Below are 18,079 nucleotides of genomic sequence, written 5' to 3'. Positions count from 1 at the left end.
ACAGACCGGTTTATGGATGATTAACATCGGATAATCACGGATGTTAAATGTAATTGTTTTTTTGTGTAAGCAGTACCGCGTAAAGCCACAATTTGCAGCAAAGAAAGCGAATTTTAATGAATTGAATGAATGTGTAGTTTATTTTTTGCAGTCAAAATGGGATTTTTGATGTGATTAATAACCAAGAAAAGGGCAAGTCCTTATCAAACTGCCCTTTTCTAAACCTATCGAGGTGTAAACCTTAGTGATCATGGTCGCCTGCGGCAACCGGATGCAAATTGAACTTTAAGTCTAAATCGTTTGCTCCAGAAAACCTGGAGGCAAAATCAGCGGCGTTCCAATGTTGCGCTGTTAGACTAGCTTTCACACCTGGATTCAAATGCCTCAGTACATAACGGAAAGTAAAACCAGCAGAAGCTTTGTTCACAGTAAGGTAACCAGTAACACCAACATTAACTTTTTTGTTATCCGCATTGCGGTCTGCATATACGTAAGTTAACACGCCATCAGGTGCACCCAAAAGGAAGGCCTGGTGTAAATCAGCCTTGTCAACAAACTCCTGTTGCATTTCCCTTTTTGCAAAATCAAAAGCTTTAAGACTTACTTTATACGTTTTTCCTTCTGTTAAATGCGCATGGGTACCCACAGGGGCTAAACCGGCCTGGTCAAAACTAATGGTCAGTGGTACAGCACCAGCAATGTCATTGTAGTGGTAATGATCGTTGTGAAGCTCGGCTTCTACTTCTAAAAAGCTTAGCTCAGCTGTTCCTACTTCTTCGGCAGGGATTTCTGCAATGGGATCATCTTTTTTACAGGCCGTAAATGATAATGCGATAAAGCCAATTAGCATGGCAAATTTGTAGTTTTTTAACTTGTTCATTGTTAGTTGTTTATGTGTTGTTAATTAAATTGATAAGCGAGTCTAATGGTGATATTCCTTCCCATCTCATGGGCATAATACCGATAGCGGTTCATGTAATCTTTATAGGAATTATTAAAAAGATTATCTGCTTGCAGGTGCATACGCAATACTTGTTTTCCAAGGTTTATGCTGCTGCCAGCGGCAAGCGAAAACAAGGTGTAACCATTTGGGGGTGCTGCATAATCGCTACCTTGTTCATAGCGGCTTTGGCGCGCTACCTGTTGGTGCCCAAATTGCAGGTAGTGGTCTTTATTATTCTGTGGGTTAAAATTCCATGTAAGTTGCTGCCCCATTCTATTGGAGGGGATATAGGGTAAATGGGTCTGGTCATCCAGGTTTCGCGCTCGTACAACTGAGGCCGTTAGGCGATAAGATAAGGAGGGCAACAACTGGTAAGTTCCTGCGATATCGGCACCATAGAAAAAAGCGTTTGCCTGTTCATAACTAAACACAGGGAATGTTCCACTTATGGTTTGTCTGTATTGTAAACCAGGTTTTGAGTAGATGTAATTGTTAATGTATTGTGTGTAAACCGCTGCATCAATGGTATATAAATCTTCCCTGTGTTCAAAGGAGGTCGTCCATTTGTAACCCTGTTCACTTTTTAACTCCGGATCGCCAACTTCATATAAACCAGCGCCATGATGCAAACCATTACTAAATAGTTCATTTGCCGTTGGGGCACGCCAGGCTAATCCGATATTACTGATCAGTTGGCTATTGTTTCGCAGGTTCCAGCGCATACCTGCTGAGCCAGTAACGTTATGGAAACTATTTTCTCCACCGTAGTATTGTTCATTAATGGTCTCTTCTGGTCCTTCAATATTGTAACTATACCTGAAACCTGCTGCATCGAAATATTTGTAGTCGTAACGCAGACCTGCTTCCAGTTCAAAGTCACCTGTAATCCAGCGCTGCATCACAAAAGCACCAGTGGTATAAGTGTCAAAGTTGGGAATAAAGGTATTGGCCAAAGTACCTGGGATGTTATTGTTCACCTGCACTACCGCATTAAATCCATAATTGCGTTTATGTCCATTTTTGGTATAGCTGGTCAACTGTCCATCTACAGTGTGAGTTCGTAATACCAGGTCGGTAATGGGAATGGCTTCTCGATCGCCACGACGGAAATCATACTCCCTGCGGTGGTTGTTTTGAAATGCATAGACCAGGTCCAGCTGTTGGTTTTCGCTAAAGTCGTAATGTACCTTCAACTTAAGCAATTGGTGGTTTACGCGTTGTTTTGGCGCTGAAATACCATAATCGAAAGCGTATTGTTCAGTAGGTCTTCCCAAAGCAATGCGGGCTTCAATGTCCTCCATAGAGCCTACATGAGCACTGTATAATACCCCAAGGTCCGTGTTGAATTTGCTGTAAAAAGCTTCGTACTGTGATTTTTTGCGAGTATAACCTAATGCCACAGAAAAATTGTTTTCCCTCAGGCCTGTATTACCCAGGTAATAATCGGCAGTTTTTATGTTTCCAGCTTTTCGAAGGGATTGTTGTATTCGCCAGCCGAATCCCGGTAAAGCTTTTAAGCCTCCGTTAAGCATGAGTGATGTGGCACCCGCGCGACCATTACTAGCCCCCACCAAGTTAAACATGCCGCCAAAGTCAGCTGTTTTAGGTAGGGCAGGTGGTTCTACCATAATGACGCCTCCCAAGGCTTCGGCACCATAACGGATGGTTTCTGCGCCTTTAACCACATGAATGCGTTCCGCAATAAAAGGGTCTATTTCAGGTGCATGCTCTGCTCCCCATTGTTGACCTTCTAACCTTACCTCGTTATTCAACAATAGGATACGGTTGCTATGTAAGCCATGTATAACAGGTTTAGCAATGGTGCCGCCACTTTTCAAGGTGCTTACACCAGGAACATCTACCAGCGCATCGGCCAGGTTGCCTCCTTTGGTGGTTAGCAATTGTTTGGCAGAAATAGTAGTTGAAATACTATTCCTTTTAACAGGGCTGTGTTGCCCATGAACTTGTACTTCCTGCAGGCGTAAGGTGTCTTGGGCTAACGATAGGCCAGGGCAAATTGCCAGCGGAAAGCCGATTACGGTTAATAATCCTTTCAGCATAAAAAAAGTAATTAGAAATGGTTCAGCTGTGCCTGCAGCTGGTGATTAATGAAATAGTAGGTACCAAAGGGTACAAGGGCATAAACTATGCAGAAAGCACAGGAGGACCTTTATTTGTCCAGCTTACACCGGGCAATAAGATCAGTTCCTGAACCGCATCTATTGGAAATAAGGAAGGAATACTTCCGTAAAATAACACGGATAACAATCGGATCGGTAACAGGGGAACGGGTTGGGTTTGTGAAAACTGGTGACAAAAATGACAGTCCAGGTGTGCCTTGGTTAATCGCTGGTCATCTTGTGTAGCGGCAACACTTTCGGGCTCGTGATGGTGAAAAGCCTGCATCAGGGGCATAGCAGCAAAAATCGCCAACATCATATAAATGATGAGGTGACAGCCTACTAAAGAAAACCTGTTGCTTTGTTTCATTGCAACAAAGATGCATTTAATTGCGTAAAGTATGAAATAAATTTAAAATAAATTCAGAGGGATGCCCCCTAAGGTTGTTTATTACAGTGGTCGCAGGTACCATAGGCAATGGCATTCAGGGTTTCAGTAGTGAAACCTGCGGGTAATTTTAATTTAGGCAATGCAACGGGCAGACAATATATTTTTTGACATACGATGCAATTAAAATGAACATGTTCATCATGATGGTGGTTGGCTGTGCAGTTAGGTGCACAAACCGCATAATTTGCAGTTCCCTGGCGGTCTATGACCCGGTGCAGAATTCCTTTTTCTTCAAACAGGTTCAAAATGCGGTAAAGGGTTACCCGATCAATTTCCTTACCCAATTTTTTCTCCAGGTCTGGTTGTGATACCGCAGTAACTTCCCTGGCAATTTCTTCCAAAACACGTACCCTTTGTTTGGTGTGCTTCAGGTCGTTTTCTGTTAATATTTTCTGGGTGTCCATGTTTATCAAGTTAATGCAACAAAGATAACTTTAATGGTTAATGTTTTTATTGAAAATGGTTAAGCATGCAAGAGTTCAGTAGATAAAGCTTTACTTTTACGGTCCCAGTGAAATATACAGTATAACATGGACAATATAGAAGCACTTAAAAGCGAAATTGCGCAGTTGAAACAAGAAAACGAGCAATTGAAGGCTTTGGCCACAGGGGCGGAGGTGTTGAGTCCTCATGGTATCAACGAGGCTAAATTGCTACGCTTTAGAACTGTTTTCGAATCTTCGCGATTGGGTAATAAGATTATTGATTCTAATTTAAATATTCTGCAAGTTAACCCTGCTTTGGTTTCCCTCTTAGGATGCGCGTCCGAAAAAGCTGTCATTGGAACCCGCATCCTGGACTATGCTCCTGTAGAATTCCATAAGGACTGGCACGTTTTTCAAGAAAACCTATGGCATAAATCAACCCCTTCTTTTAGTCTTGATACTTGTCTGTCCAAAAAAGATGGCACTATCATTTGGGTGCATGTGACTTCCATTTTATTTCAGGATCAAGGAGACACCCTGGGTTTTACCGTGATTGAGGATATTACCGAACAACATAACCTGCGGTTGCAAAAGGAAGAGTTTGTTGGCATTGCCAGTCATGAGTTAAAAACACCTGTTACTAGTCTTAAAGCCGTTATACAGCTGTTAAACCGGGTGATCAAAAAAGAACCAGAGAATAGTACAAAAATTGCCAACCTGGCCGAGCACGCCCAGTTGTATACCGCAAAGCTGATACACCTGGTCGACGATCTTTCTGATTCCACTAAAATTGAGCAAGGACAACTCATGCTGAATAAAATCCATTTCCCCCTTTCTAATGTGTTGGAAGAATGTTGCAACCATATTCCGGTCGATGGTAAACATTATATTACCAACAAGGGAGATCTTGATACGGAGGTATTTGCCGACCAGAATAAAATTGAACAGGTATTGATCAATTTTGTTAACAATGCTGTTAAATATGCACCAGATGCAGAAGAGATCATCATTGAGGTAGAGAACCTGGAGGATAAGGTAAAGGTTACGGTGATTGACCAAGGGCCGGGAATAGCCGTAGATAGTGCCTTGCAAGTTTTTAATCGTTATTACCGGGTGACTAAAGAGCGGAACAGGCGCACTGGCCTGGGTTTAGGTTTGTATATTTCTGCAGAAATTATCAAGAGACACCAGGGGGAAATTGGGGTGAACACTGAACCTGGTAAGGGTTCTGCTTTTTGGTTTACGTTACCTCATGTGACTAAAGATTAAACCTGCACCTTGCCTTAACAGGTGCAGGTAAGTGTCGTTTACTTTTTGAAAACCAATAGCGGAATATCCGACATGGTAGCGTATTCGGCCGAGATGCTTGAAGAGAAAATCTTTTCAAAGAAACTCCTGTTTTGTTGGGTAAACATAATCACCATCGATGGTTTTGACTTTTCAAAGGCTTCATTCATGTTGACAATCAATGTTTTCTCGATATCCAGTTTTTCGAAATGGGTAATCAACTGGTATTCACTTATTTTTTTATTGATGGCTTCTTTTTGTGCCGGTTCTATCAGTTCATCGCCTGGATTAGTGAAATGGAGCAATTCTAATTGTGCATCCAAAGGTTGTGTAAAAGATACGACCAAGTCAAGTTCTGTATCCAGATGTTTCAAATCAGCAGCATAGGCTACCTTTGTAATCTTGCCTCCCTGGTAATTGCTAGGTACTGCAATCACGGGAATATGCGATTTATTAATCAGGTGTGATGTATTGGAACCAAACCACATGCTGCTTTTGTTTTCTCCATTTCTGCTGAGGCAAATGTAGTGGTACCCGTTTTCCTCCGCATATTGTATAATATTGCGATCTGTAGCTGCATTGTTTTTAACTACACAATCAAATTCTATGGGCTGTAAGCCCATGCTTTCATAAGTTTCTGCAACAAAGGCCTGCAACTTTCTCAGTACTTTAGTCGATTCGCTATTTTCATGCGACTGGTAAACAGCAGTGCTCCATTGTGTTGGCCTTTCGATATTGGTAGAATGGAAAAAAGTTAAATGATGCAATTGCTGCGAGGCCAATTGTATGGCAAAACGTATGGCTGCCTGTGAATTACTGGAAAAATCGGTCGTTACGAGTATCTTATTCATTTGTAGGGAGTTAATGTGTAATTACAATTGCTAATATCAATTTAGTCCTTCAGGCACCGGTTGTAGATGAGGTTCATTTATATTGTGCCGGGCTTGACTAAACATTATACAACTTTAAATTGTAATAGTTTGGAAAGATTGGTAAAACTTTAAGGTGAACGCAAATGGCTAGTCAAAAAAACGAAGCATCAGGACCAAAACCTCAATTAAGTTTAAGTGATGCCGTTGCCATCATCGTTGGTATAGTCATTGGTGCAGGAATCTTCAGAACGCCCTCCCTGGTGGCCGCAAATACCGCTAATGATACACTTTTCTTACTCGCCTGGGTACTGGGAGGTGCCGTTTCGCTCATTGGTGCCCTATGTTATGCAGAGCTGACCACGGCTTTCCCTCATGCTGGTGGCGACTATCATTTTTTAAGGAAGGCTTATGGAAAGCGTATCGCATTTTTATTTGCCTGGGCCAGGATGACTGTCATTCAAACAGGCTCTATAGCCTTGCTGGCCTTTATATTTGGCGATTACTTTACACAGCTCTATCGACTGGGTGAATACTCTTCCGTAATTTATGCAGCCTTGGTGGTCATTGTATTAACGGGCATAAACGTAGCAGGTATAAAATTGGGTACTGGTGTGCAAAAGCTTTTTACAGCAACAGAAATTTTTGGAGCTTTATTAGTCATTGCAGCCGGATTAATTTTTGCCCCACCATTGGTTGAAAGTAGGGTGGCTGCTGCCCCGGTTAGCAGTGCTGGTTCTGGCGATTTTATCGGTCTGGCCATGGTTTTCGTGTTACTTACTTTTGGAGGCTGGAATGAAGCAGCCTATATCTCTGCAGAATTAAAGGATGGTCGCAGGCGAATGGTAAAGGTGTTGTTAATAAGCCTGGGCATCATTACGGCAATATATTTACTCATTAACCTGGCATTTCTTCGGGCATTGGGTCATCAGGCCATGGCCAATTCAGATGCCGTAGGTGTAGACCTGTTGCAACAGGTGTGGGGACCTACAGGCGTATGGCTTATTGGGATCATCGTTGCCGTTTCTGCTTTAACTTCCGTTAATGCCACCATATTTACCGGGGCCAGAACCAATTATGCCATGGGAAAAGATTTCCCCGTTTTCTCGGCCTTGGGTAAATGGAACCACAATACTTCAGGTCCGTTAAATGCTTTTATTGTACAAGGTATAATTTCGCTAGCGCTCATTAGCCTGGGCCTGTTTACCCGCAGTGGCTTTGAAACCATCATCGATTATACGGCGCCTGTTTTCTGGTTTTTCTTTCTTTTGGTCGGTATTTCCTTATTTGTTTTACGTAAAAAAGAGCCAAATGCGCCACGTCCATTCCGGGTGCCTTTATACCCTGTACTACCACTTATTTTCTGTTGCACCAGTGCCTACCTGTTGTATTCAAGTCTTGCCTATACCGGAATTGGCGCACTGGTTGGTGTGGCTGTGCTGGCCACAGGGGTAGTGGTATTGTTTATTTTTCATTTAAAAAATCGACGGGCTCCGGCTAAACAAAGTCAGCCCATCGTTGTTGAATAAGTGTTAATCTACTTGTATGTCAGTAAGTTAATAATTAACTCGTACGAACTTACCTTAACGAAAAGAATATGAAACCAGCAAAAACACTCCTCCTCTGTATGCTTTTAGTTGTTGGCGGCTTTGCGCCTATAGCTGCCCAGGAAACACAGCAAACGACAAAGCCGAAACCCAAACTAGATGTTCCTTATGTGCCCACCCGGCCACCGGTGGTAGAAGCCATGTTAAAAATGGCTAAACTTAAAAAAGGTGATGTGCTATACGATCTTGGCTGTGGTGATGGCCGGATTGTGGTCACGGCAGCAAAAGAATATGGAATAACAGGCGTGGGTTTTGATATTGATCCGGAAAGGATAGCTGAAGCCAATGAAAATGCCAAAGAAGCCGGAGTAACAGGTAAGGTGAAGTTTGTGAATGCCGACCTGTTTCAAACTGATTTAAATAAGGCTACCGTGATTACCATGTACCTTCTGCCTTCGGTAAACATGAAATTGCGCCCTAAAATTCTAGCCTTAAAACCAGGAACACGTATTGTTTCGCATGCATTTGATATGGGCGACTGGAAACCAGAAAAAACGGAAATTGTAGACGGGGCCACCATTTATTACTGGACTGTGCCAGGCAAAAAGGCTGTTAAAACAGAATAATTGGTTAACTACTTGAAAATGAAAAGCTGCTGCATATCACCTATGCAGCGGCTTTTTTATTTTATATACGAATCAGGCATTAGCCATTAAAGCTTATTTTAAAGTAACATCTACATAAACAGAATGACGGCCGTAGGTTTCATAAAACGGTTTAAAAACCACATTGTCAATCGTAAATTCTAAAGTTGCAGGGTCACCATGAATCGACTTGCTGATATCCTGAGCGTCCAGGCTTACTTTACGCCACTCTTTTCTTGCTTCAGGCTCCTGTGCAGCCAGCAATATCGGTCCGTAAAAAAGACTTGCAATATTTTGCTGGTCCATTACCGGATCCAGGTGAAACTGGAAAGGCATTTTTAATTCAATGGCATCACCATCTTTCCAATGGCGACTCAGCTTCAGGTAGCTTCCTGGTTCAGCGTTTAGCTTTTGTTCTTTACCATTAATCTTTACAAAAAATCCTTTAGTAGCCCAACCCGGCACACGTACATGGATATCAAATTTTCCACTGCCTTTTACCGTTAAACGGGTGTGGTCTTCCTTTGGGAAACTTGTTGATTGTTCTATAGTGACCTTGCGTTCCGACCACTGCAGGGTAGAGGGCACGTAAAGGTTTACATATAGCGATCTGTTGTCCTTACTTTTAAAGTAGATAGAATTCTGCAGTTTAGTACTGCTTTCTATAGCCGTGCCGTTGCAACAGGTAAAACCTGTCATATGTGGATTGCCAAACTGTTTAACAGCACCTGGCCTGATTGGCACGTGATAAGTATTAGCCGGGCTATCTTTAGCAACAGAAGCCAGAATGTGGTTGTATAATCCACGTTCGTAATAGTCCATCAATTCCGCCCGCTGATCAAAAAGAAATAAGTTACGGGTTAATTTCAGCATGTTATAAGTGGCACAGGTTTCGTTTTGTCCACCGGCAGAGAAACCGTTTTCATACAAAGTTGCCGGCTGACTAATAAAACATTCTGCATTAGCCGGATTACGTGCGCCTGCAACACCGCCTATGCTATACATATAGTCGTTAACAGTTTTGTACCAGAAGTTATCGGCTACTTTATAATACTCCGGATTTTGAGATACCCGGTACATTTCGATACTGCCTACTATTTGAGGGATATGCTGATTGGCATGTAAACCCCGGAAAGTATCTACATTTTTAGCCAGTCCATGAGAATGTTCAGCATCGCCATAAAACATCTCGATATTATCAAATAGTTGCGCAGTTTTTAAATATTTTTGGTCATTTGTAAGTCGGTACAAACGGGCCATGGATTCATTCATGCCACCAAATTCACCAGCAATATAGGTATTCCACATTTTAATCAACGTCTCGGTTGGCAGCTTACTCAGGCGGGTATATACCCAGTCGCTCATGCCTTCCGCCACTTGTAGCGCTTTTTTATTGCCACTCACTTCATACACATCCATTAAGCCGGCCAGAATTTTATGTAAAGTGTAATAGGGTGCCCATATTTGCGTTTTCTGACCACCATAGGAGGCGCCATGCTCTAGCATGATAAATTGATCTGGCGGATAGGCGCTGATAAACCCTTTTCCCCAATTCCAGTAGTCGTTACGGATGCCCGCTGAGCTCAAATCCGAATCGTAGCTAGTCTTTCCTTTGCCAAGTGGTACAGCTGCAGGATCAGCCACAGCAGCCGAAGCCCCAGTCTTTGCTGTGCCTGAGAGTTGGGATAAGGTGTATAGTGTGTTCACCATATCTTCCATTTTTTTAGCAAAATTGTCCTGTAGTGTTTTGTCATACCCTGTGCTTGCATAAGCTTGTGCTATAGCGGTAAGGTAGTGGCCGGTGGCATGACCCCTTAATTTCGTGTCCTCACTGTCCCACACACCCAAAGGTTTTGCGCCCACAGGCTGTGGCTGTCCATAAGCATGGCGAAACATGTAGAGAAAAGAGTTAGGGTCGGTTGCTGCTAAAGTGGTCAAAAACTTATCCCGATTTTCAACAAACTTAGTTTCTTGATTCTGGGCATCACTTTTCAAGGCCACCTGGTCTAAATTAAAAGCTTCCAGTTTTAAATCAGGTGTATTTGATTTACCGGATGCTTTTACGGTAACAAAAGCTTTTGGCTTTAAATCTGTGCCGGCAACGCGGCCAGTAATGGTATAACGTCCAGGCTTTAATACGGCCACATTATTTACATCTGCTGGCCAAAGCACACGTACTTTCTGACCATCCATGTTATTCCGGTAACTTCCTTGTGTATAGCTTGGTAAGCGAGGTAAATTTCCAACTTCGGTCTCCACTTCCACATCATCCACCTTAACTAGAAAACTGTTGTAAAGCTGTGGTGTGTTGGCAGGAAATTGTGGCAGGTTATCTTCAGCTTTACCCATTTTTGCAGCATCTTCACGAACCACTTTCAAGGCATTGAAATAGATGCCGGCAACCTGTTTGTTACTTAAGGGAACCCGGTAAATGCGGAAATCATGAATCAGGGCATTCAGATTGGGGTCTCCCGCCAATAACGATTTTCCAATGTATAATAATGGTTTTTGGCTGCCTTGCTGGTCAAAAAAGGTAGCCAGGTCTATTGCGTTGTTCTTCACTTCGGCTACCGGTTTACTATCTACATAGGTTACCATAGACTTGGAAGCCACATCGATGACGATGGCCAGGTGAACCCATTTATTGGTGGGCAAAGCTGTTGACACCGCTCCAGGGTTCTGTGTTCCCTGTTTGGATATAGATACCTGAAGTCCCTTATGGACCTTGGTGCCAACAGGAGCAGTAAAAAAATGTTGTTTGCCATCCTTTCCAAAATCGAAAAAACGTTGGCCAGCTTCTGCCGAACGCATGAATACCCAACCTGATATGGTTACTGATTCCAGGTCTGTTAAGGCATCTGCCGGAATGCTCACAAAAGCGTTGTTTTCCCCGTTAAGGGATAACACTTTACCAAAACGCTCGTCTTTAATAAATTTAGCTTCCGTACCGTGGAATTTAGCATGGAGATTATTACGCGACCAATCTTTAAAATCGCCATTAAACACATAACGTGCAACCATTCCTGTTTCACCAATCCCATCCAATATCTGGTCGCCATTTTGCGCCTGGGCGCTTTGAACACCCTGCAGCAAAATCGCAATAAATACCATGAGCCGACAGCCTACCTTGTACATTTTCATATTTTAATCATTTCATTAATAGTTAAACAGCATTCCAGGACACATTAAATTGCGTACAACAGGTTAAGCCTCCGGTGTATTTAATTACAAATCAAAAGCTTCTATTAGGTGATTTGTTAATTTTATAAAACTAGGAAGAATAGGTGTGTTCTGCTGGGTCTATTTTAGCAAATAATGACTTGATCTTAACTGGTGTGGTAATCAGATCACCACCCTAAAAGTAAGGTTAATCCTTGGTTTCATCGGCTTCAAAGATTTGGCAATTCGGTGTTCCCAATGCTGCTGCAGGTCGCCCTTCATGATCATCAGCGAACCACTTTCCAGTTTAATTGCATATTTACTGCGATGATCATGTTTGTTCCTGATATCAAAAGAACGTACCTGCCCAAAACTCACCGAAGCAATTATGGGATGTGTCCCTAAGGCTTTTTCGTTATCACTATGCCAGGCCACTGAATCATTTCCATCGCGATAATAGTTTAGTAAAACACTGTTGAATGTAATGCCCGCTAACTGCTCTACTTTTTCCTTGAGCAGCCGAAGGTCAGCTGTCCAGGGATGTGGTACAGCACGGAGCATGGTGGTATAATCATGTATAGCAGGATCGGCATACCAGGCCGTAAGTCTTGGGGTCACGACCTGTTTATCGTACATCTGAACTACCTTTTGAGACCAGGGGGTATCTGCAATCAGCTTTTCCAGCAAATATTTACTTTGCTGTTCATCGCAAAAACCTGGATGGTATTCCAATAACTCGGGCGGCAAACCAGGCGTTTGGCCGGCTTCTTTAAAAAAACTAAGTTGTTCCATGATTAAATCAGTAGTTTATGTCTAACAAACACCTCGAAATCACTGGACATCTCTGCATTATACACGCGGAAACGGATTTCCCAGTCATCACTAACCAGTCCGGGAATATAGGTTCGAAATACTTTTTCAAACCGGTTAAAATCGATCTCAGGTTTGCAGATGACCATGTACTGGTTGTCACCTTGAGCAATGGCCTCCTGTACATATTCTGTCCAGTGTTTTTTGATCTCCAGAGGTAAACGGTTGAAATGTTGTTTGTCAATCAGAACTCCAATACTTTGGATGAGCAGGTCATTAAGCTTCGTGTCGCCCATGCTACGCCAGGTTCCGTTCAACTTTTCAATACTAGCTAAAAGTTCCCCATCTTCCACCACATTCCAGGGTTCTCCGGTGTGGAACTGAATCAACTGGTAGGCTTTTTGTGCATCTGGTGGAGGAAAATAGATCAGTTCAATCATTTAGTTCAATGTTTATGGGTGTATACATAAATTGTTACTTTCAATCTTTAACCATTGAACTTTCCTAATGGTCATCTCGTTGGTTTTCACAAAATTAAAGAACAACCGTCCATAAATCCAAACTAAAGCTAATAATATTAGTTTTTATTTTACCTAAGATTACTAATTATATTAGTTGCTTTTATATATTTGCTTTACCTAATTTTTAAAATAAAAGCTTTTAATATGTATAGAAACATCAATGATTTTGTAGCTGACTGGCAATATGAAACGGCAGCGACTGTTAAAGTTCTGGAAAGAATTTCCAATGATACGTGTGCGCATAATATCCATCCAGACGTACGTTCATTAGAACGATTGGCCTGGCACCTCACACAAACACTTACTGAAATGGGTCACCGGGCAGGTTTGTTTGCGGCCGATCTTCTAGAACAGGAGAACAAGCCTGTAACTATGACTGAGCTTGCTTCCGTTTATGAGAATTATGCTGCTCAGATTGCCAAAGCAGTCCATTCAAAATGGACAGATTCGGCATTAGCAGAAAAGGTAGAAATGTATGGCGAGCAATGGGCGAAAGGAACAGTATTGCGTGTATTGATTTCACACCAAAGCCACCACCGTGGGCAAATGACGGTGATCATGCGGATACTGGGTTTACCGGTTCCAGGAATATATGGCCCGTCTAAGGAGGAATGGTTGGAAATGGGGCTGGAAGTACCAGAATAAAATGACACTGTAATTTCTAGCACCTGTAGTTTTTTAATTGCTGGTGTATTATTATAATAACGAAATATACAATTTTATTAATTAAAGATAAGAAAGTCATTCAGCCAGAATCACATCATTTTGACATCATACAAGCTCCCAATGAAAGCAAGATGAATACGACATGAATCCGTGTTAAATATATGTTTTTCTAGAGAAACACGTATTTATGATACATTCTATTCGTATCTAACCTATATTCATGCAGAATCACTGTCGAATTTCTTTAAACTAAATAGAGGCGGAGCATTTACAATGTGGACATGCTCAAAGTTTAGACCCTTTTTTTGCATTTTTAGGAGAAGAAAACAGAAATTTAAGTGGGTGAACTTATTGCTAACCACATTAAGGTTTAACTTGATGAACAGTTAATCAAGCGATGATTTTATTGGTCAATCACTAATAATATTATATGTTTGACAACTATTCAAAATTCTTTGGCTAATCAAAATGAAGACGGCAATTCTGTTATTTCTTGTTCTTTATTCATCTATTACGCTGGCGCAGTTTCCATCAGGTAGAATTCATCATTATTCACGTAAAGACGGTCTTTCTTATGGGTCCATTAATAGCATTCTACAGGATAACAGTGGATTTATATGGCTTGCTACAGGCGATGGATTGAATCGTTTTGACGGATTAAATTTTAATGTTTTTAAGCATGAGGTGGATAATCCTTTCAGTTTGCCGGGCAACTATGTACAGAAAATTTTTAAAGATTCGAAAGGAGAATTCTGGGTGTCATCCAGAAAAGGCCTTTATCGATTTAATACTAAAAGTGAACGATTTACCAATTTACCATTAACAGCAGAATCAGAAAAAGCTGACGTCAGTCATATTGCTGAAAACGGGCAGCACAACATTTGGGTGTCCACCAGTGGAAATGGGTTTTATTACCTTGATAGAAAAACGGGTAAAAACCTTCACTATTCGATGAAAAACCTGAAAGGGTTAAGTAGTAACAGCATCCTAAAGATTTTTGAAGATGCACATGGTTTACTCTGGGTAGGTACCAGAGATGCTGGAGTTTCCGTGTTCCGGGTAAGTAATGGCAAAATACTGGAAAAGGTGAACTTAGGTCCTCTCCTACAAACTGCAAATCGCGTAAATGCGATTTATCAGGATCGAATGCAAAATATTTGGATAGCTACATCTGCTGGGTTGCTGTTGTTTGAAAGAGGCTCGAGTAAATCATACCATTTTAAGGGAAGTGCATATGGATTAAGAAGCAATGTCTTTCTTTCGATAGTTCAGGACAGCCAGCAACAGCTGTTTGTCGGACTCCAGGACGGTGGATTATATAAAGTAAATCTCCGTATTTCCGGCCATAACAACCCAACGTCACTCCTTTTTGAAGAGTTAAAACATGAGAGTGGATTTCATATTACCGAACGATCCGTACAAGAACTTTTCTTTGACAAAGAGGGGAATTTATGGGCGGGTACCTATGGTGATGGTATATTTATGTTAAGTCGTACACCCGATAAATTCAAAGCTTTTCACAAAAAGCTGGAACACAATGGTAGTGAAAATTATATTCGTTATTATGGAATGTGTATCGACGATGAGGGTTATCTCTGGATGGGTACTGACGGCGATGGGATTTATAAAACTACAGTTAGTGGTAAAATAGTAAGGCACTATCGTGCAGATGGAAAAGCAAACAGCATTAAAGACAATGCTATTTTATACGCCTATAAAGATAGCCGAAACACGCTTTGGTTCGGTACGTACAGTAAGGGCTTGTTTAGGTACAACCGCAAATCAGATTCTTTCGTGAACTATGCGTATCAGCCAAAAACTGCAGGTACGCTAGGTGGGAATGATGTAAGGGTGATTCAGGAAGATAACCAGCATCGCATTTGGGTAGGCACAAACGGGGGTGGACTGAGTATGTTAGACCAGGCAACAGGGAAATTCACGACTTATAATGAGCAAAATAGTAATATTGGTTCCAACGACGTACGATCATTGCAGCATGACGATAAAGGAAATGTGTGGGTAGGTACATATGGTGGGGGATTGCTGTATTTTAAAGTGAAGGAAGGGAGATTTTACCCATTTGTGAAGTCGAAGACATCAACGATAGACTTGTCCAGGGACATTATTTTCTCGCTATACCTTGACCGGCAAAAAAGATTGTGGATAGGTACAGAAGGAAATGGACTAGTGCTATATAACACTGTTCAGCAAACTACAGAAAGGTTTATTGAAAAAAATGGCTTGGGTGATAATACGGTGTACGCTATTCAGGAAGAAGCACCGGGTAAAATATGGATCAGCACAAATGATGGGCTTTCTAAAATTGAGTTGCAGTCAAGAAAAATATATAATTTTAATGTGACGGACGGCTTGCAGGCCGGACAGTTCAATCCGGGTTCTGCTACAGCAAGTAGCCATGGAGACTTGATTTTCTTTGGTGGTACCGAGGGATATAACCTTTTTTATCCTAAGAAGATTAAACAAAGCAACGACATACCTGACGTAAAGATCACCGGTTTGCAGCTATATGGTATCGGAAAAAATGAGCTGGATAATACTAGAAACATCAGTGAAGAAGACCAAATTATTTTAGCTGCCAACCAATCCGTTTTTTCTATACAATATACGGCGTTAAATTATGCTTATCCACGGTCGTCGGATTTTGCTTACCAGCTGGAGGGCCTGGATAAAGAATGGAACTATGTAAAACACCAGAAATCAGCAACGTATAGGTATCTTCAGCCGGGGCATTATATTTTCAAGGTAAAAGCTACCAATCAGGATGGCATCTGGCAGGATGATTTTGCTAGTATCCGTATCCAGATATTGCCTCCATGGTATAAAACTTGGTGGGCCTATACATTTTATGTTGCGCTAACTGGCGGACTCATTTATTTTCTGATCCAGTATAACGCAAATCAACATCGCCTGAAATATAAAATTAGGTTAGCCCGTATTCAAGCACAAAAGGAACAAGAACTACACGAAAATAAACTTTCATTTTTTACCAATATATCACACGAGTTTCGAACACCACTCACGTTAATTATTAATCCTGTTAAAGAAATTCTTGATGAAAAGGGGGGTGAAGGTGACCGGGATAACCTTAATATTGTTTACCGAAATGCAAGACGGTTATTGAGTTTAGTAGATCAGCTGCTGTTGTTTAGCAAGGCAGAGATGAAAGCGGATAAGCTTAAAATTACCGAAATTGACCTATATAATCTTTGTGAGGAGGTGTTTCTGTGTTTTAGTTACCAGGCATCCAAGAAAAATATTAGCTATACGTTTACCTGTTTGAATAAAGATATCAGTGTTTACGGCGACAGGGAAAAAATTGAGATTGCCCTATTTAATCTTATTTCTAATGCAGTAAGGTATAGCCCAGAAGGTGGCCATGTATCGCTAACCATAGTGGAACACGAGAACAAATTTGAAATACAACTAGCCGATACAGGTAGTGGTATTGCGGAAAGCACTGGCGATAAAATCTTTGAACGCTTTTATAAAGTACATAACACGGACAACTATGCTAAAGGGGGGTTCGGAATAGGTCTCTACCTGGTGAAAAGTTTTGTGGAACGTCACCACGGCACGGTGACTTACCATAGTGTTACAGGAGAGGGTACTACATTTGAGCTTACTTTACTTAAAGGAAGGGAGCATTTTAAAGACGAACAGATTTTTGACCATCAGTTAGAACGCTCCGTTATATTAGGGGAACTTGCTGAAGGGCAGGAGCAGAATGATGAAGCGTCCATGGCTGTTACAGGTGTTGAGGATGAAATTTCATCGGAGCAAAAAACCATATTAATCATCGATGATAATAAACAGATCAGAGATTACATCAGGCGAATTTTTGAAGCCAGGTTCCAGGTGTTTGATGCGGAAGACGGGCAGCATGGTCTCCAAATCATTAGAGAATATCTTCCAGATATTGTAATCAGTGATGTGGTGATGCCAAATTTGACTGGCGTGGAGTTATGTAAGTTAGTTAAGGAAGATCCCTCACTATATCATATTCCTTTTGTACTGCTCACGGCTGGTACCTCTTCTGAAGTAAAACTAAGGGGAATTGAATGTGGTGCAGATGATTATATCAGTAAACCTTTTGAAAAAGAGCTATTGGTGGCCCGAATAGAAGGTTTATTGAAAAGCCGAAATGACCTGCAAAAGTATTTTTATAATAGGATTACCCTAAAATCAAGTAACCTAAAGATCTCTGCAGAATATAAGGGGTTTCTGGATCGATGTATTGAAATTGTAGAGAAACATATGGCAGATCCTAATTTCGGAATTCAAACCCTGGCTGATGAAATCGGTATGAGTCGCTCCAGCCTGTATGGTAAAATAAAATCAATTTCAGGCCAGTCGGCTAATAGTTTTATCCGTTTCATTCGGTTAAGAAAAGCTGCGGAGATTTTTGTGAGCACAGAACATACCATTCAGGAAACAACTTTTCAGGTAGGTATTAAAGATGCGCGTTATTTCAGGGAGCAGTTTCACAAAGTATTCAACATGAACCCATCCGACTATATCAAAAAATATCGGAAGACTTTTAATAGCAAATATTCCCTGAACAAATCACTAATCAAGGGGAAAGACCCTAAATAGGTGGTTTTTGTTCAAATATCCCT

General features: G+C 41.4%; 13 protein-coding genes and 2 pseudogenes. 7 read left to right on the top strand and 8 right to left on the bottom strand.

All coding sequences use genetic code 11. The features are described 5' to 3' along the window. Positions 1-241: 241 nt before the first annotated feature. The 4 genes from IWX76_RS03595 to IWX76_RS03580 form a co-directional block, all read right to left on the bottom strand. A complete protein-coding gene (locus IWX76_RS03595; RefSeq protein WP_196858498.1) occupies positions 242-880 on the bottom strand; it encodes a hypothetical protein in 639 nt (212 codons plus the stop codon). Between the two features lie 20 nt (positions 881-900). Beyond that, on the bottom strand, positions 901-3,003 hold the full coding sequence (locus IWX76_RS03590; protein WP_196858497.1) for a TonB-dependent receptor: 2,103 nt from the start codon (positions 3,001-3,003) through the stop codon (positions 901-903). Between the two features lie 85 nt (positions 3,004-3,088). Continuing rightward, positions 3,089-3,433 carry a hypothetical protein gene (locus IWX76_RS03585; RefSeq protein WP_196858496.1) on the bottom strand — a complete coding sequence of 115 codons (345 nt, stop codon included), beginning with the start codon at positions 3,431-3,433 and terminating at the stop codon, positions 3,089-3,091. A gap of 68 nt (positions 3,434-3,501) precedes the next feature. Next, complete coding sequence (locus IWX76_RS03580; RefSeq protein ID WP_196858495.1) at positions 3,502-3,918, bottom strand: Fur family transcriptional regulator; 417 nt, start codon at positions 3,916-3,918, stop codon at positions 3,502-3,504. Between the two features lie 126 nt (positions 3,919-4,044). On the opposite strand from IWX76_RS03580, the pseudogene IWX76_RS18160 reads away from it, so the two are divergent. The 3 genes and pseudogenes from IWX76_RS18160 to IWX76_RS18150 form a co-directional block, all read left to right on the top strand. Continuing rightward, positions 4,045-4,509, top strand: a pseudogene (locus IWX76_RS18160) (PAS domain S-box protein); the annotation flags it as partial. Positions 4,510-4,587: 78 nt separating this feature from the next. Further along, a pseudogene (locus tag IWX76_RS18155) lies at positions 4,588-4,680 on the top strand (hypothetical protein); the annotation flags it as partial. 66 nt (positions 4,681-4,746) lie between these two features. Further along, positions 4,747-5,208: a sensor histidine kinase gene (locus tag IWX76_RS18150; protein ID WP_442952250.1), complete on the top strand. Its 462-nt coding sequence runs from the start codon at positions 4,747-4,749 to the stop codon at positions 5,206-5,208. A 38-nt stretch (positions 5,209-5,246) separates the two neighbouring features. Here IWX76_RS18150 and IWX76_RS03570 read toward each other — a convergent pair whose 3' ends face one another. Beyond that, complete coding sequence (locus IWX76_RS03570) at positions 5,247-6,077, bottom strand: universal stress protein (RefSeq protein ID WP_196858493.1); 831 nt, start codon at positions 6,075-6,077, stop codon at positions 5,247-5,249. Positions 6,078-6,241: 164 nt separating this feature from the next. On the opposite strand from IWX76_RS03570, the gene IWX76_RS03565 reads away from it, so the two are divergent. Continuing rightward, complete coding sequence (locus tag IWX76_RS03565) at positions 6,242-7,624, top strand: APC family permease (RefSeq protein WP_196858492.1); 1,383 nt, start codon at positions 6,242-6,244, stop codon at positions 7,622-7,624. 68 nt (positions 7,625-7,692) lie between these two features. After that, the gene (locus IWX76_RS03560; protein WP_196858491.1) at positions 7,693-8,268 is read left to right on the top strand and encodes an SAM-dependent methyltransferase; all 576 of its coding nucleotides are present in this window, start codon (positions 7,693-7,695) and stop codon (positions 8,266-8,268) included. 93 nt (positions 8,269-8,361) lie between these two features. On the opposite strand, the gene IWX76_RS03555 is transcribed toward IWX76_RS03560, so the two are convergent. The 3 genes from IWX76_RS03555 to IWX76_RS03545 form a co-directional block, all read right to left on the bottom strand. Next, on the bottom strand, positions 8,362-11,427 hold the full coding sequence (locus IWX76_RS03555) for a beta-L-arabinofuranosidase domain-containing protein (protein WP_196858490.1): 3,066 nt from the start codon (positions 11,425-11,427) through the stop codon (positions 8,362-8,364). A gap of 201 nt (positions 11,428-11,628) precedes the next feature. Next, complete coding sequence (locus tag IWX76_RS03550; protein WP_196858489.1) at positions 11,629-12,237, bottom strand: alpha-ketoglutarate-dependent dioxygenase AlkB family protein; 609 nt, start codon at positions 12,235-12,237, stop codon at positions 11,629-11,631. A 2-nt stretch (positions 12,238-12,239) separates the two neighbouring features. After that, on the bottom strand, positions 12,240-12,695 hold the full coding sequence (locus tag IWX76_RS03545) for a hypothetical protein (RefSeq protein ID WP_196858488.1): 456 nt from the start codon (positions 12,693-12,695) through the stop codon (positions 12,240-12,242). A gap of 225 nt (positions 12,696-12,920) precedes the next feature. Here IWX76_RS03545 and IWX76_RS03540 point away from each other — a divergent pair, with 225 nt between their 5' ends. Beyond that, on the top strand, positions 12,921-13,421 hold the full coding sequence (locus IWX76_RS03540; RefSeq protein WP_196858487.1) for a DinB family protein: 501 nt from the start codon (positions 12,921-12,923) through the stop codon (positions 13,419-13,421). A gap of 489 nt (positions 13,422-13,910) precedes the next feature. After that, positions 13,911-18,056, top strand: a complete 4,146-nt coding sequence (locus IWX76_RS03535) for a hybrid sensor histidine kinase/response regulator transcription factor (RefSeq protein WP_196858486.1) — start codon at positions 13,911-13,913, stop codon at positions 18,054-18,056. Positions 18,057-18,079 lie beyond the last annotated feature (23 nt).

Origin of the sequence: Pedobacter sp. CAN_A7 (genome assembly GCF_015752175.1) — a bacterium.
In the GTDB taxonomy this organism is placed as follows: domain Bacteria; phylum Bacteroidota; class Bacteroidia; order Sphingobacteriales; family Sphingobacteriaceae; genus Pedobacter.
The sequence above is the reverse complement of the archived record's forward strand: the minus strand, read 5'-3'. Positions and strand labels throughout refer to the sequence as shown.

Excerpts from the sequence above, each read along its gene's own strand:
- IWX76_RS03595 (WP_196858498.1), bottom strand. The coding sequence starts at position 880 with ATGAACAAGTTAAAAAACTACAAATTTGCCATGCTAATTGGCTTTATC.
- IWX76_RS03590 (WP_196858497.1), bottom strand. The coding sequence starts at position 3,003 with ATGCTGAAAGGATTATTAACCGTAATCGGCTTTCCGCTGGCAATTTGC.
- IWX76_RS03585 (WP_196858496.1), bottom strand. The coding sequence starts at position 3,433 with ATGAAACAAAGCAACAGGTTTTCTTTAGTAGGCTGTCACCTCATCATT.
- IWX76_RS03580 (WP_196858495.1), bottom strand. The coding sequence starts at position 3,918 with ATGGACACCCAGAAAATATTAACAGAAAACGACCTGAAGCACACCAAA.
- IWX76_RS18150 (WP_442952250.1), top strand. The coding sequence starts at position 4,747 with ATGCTGAATAAAATCCATTTCCCCCTTTCTAATGTGTTGGAAGAATGT.
- IWX76_RS03570 (WP_196858493.1), bottom strand. The coding sequence starts at position 6,077 with ATGAATAAGATACTCGTAACGACCGATTTTTCCAGTAATTCACAGGCA.
- IWX76_RS03565 (WP_196858492.1), top strand. The coding sequence starts at position 6,242 with ATGGCTAGTCAAAAAAACGAAGCATCAGGACCAAAACCTCAATTAAGT.
- IWX76_RS03560 (WP_196858491.1), top strand. The coding sequence starts at position 7,693 with ATGAAACCAGCAAAAACACTCCTCCTCTGTATGCTTTTAGTTGTTGGC.
- IWX76_RS03555 (WP_196858490.1), bottom strand. The coding sequence starts at position 11,427 with ATGAAAATGTACAAGGTAGGCTGTCGGCTCATGGTATTTATTGCGATT.
- IWX76_RS03550 (WP_196858489.1), bottom strand. The coding sequence starts at position 12,237 with ATGGAACAACTTAGTTTTTTTAAAGAAGCCGGCCAAACGCCTGGTTTG.
- IWX76_RS03545 (WP_196858488.1), bottom strand. The coding sequence starts at position 12,695 with ATGATTGAACTGATCTATTTTCCTCCACCAGATGCACAAAAAGCCTAC.
- IWX76_RS03540 (WP_196858487.1), top strand. The coding sequence starts at position 12,921 with ATGTATAGAAACATCAATGATTTTGTAGCTGACTGGCAATATGAAACG.
- IWX76_RS03535 (WP_196858486.1), top strand. The coding sequence starts at position 13,911 with ATGAAGACGGCAATTCTGTTATTTCTTGTTCTTTATTCATCTATTACG.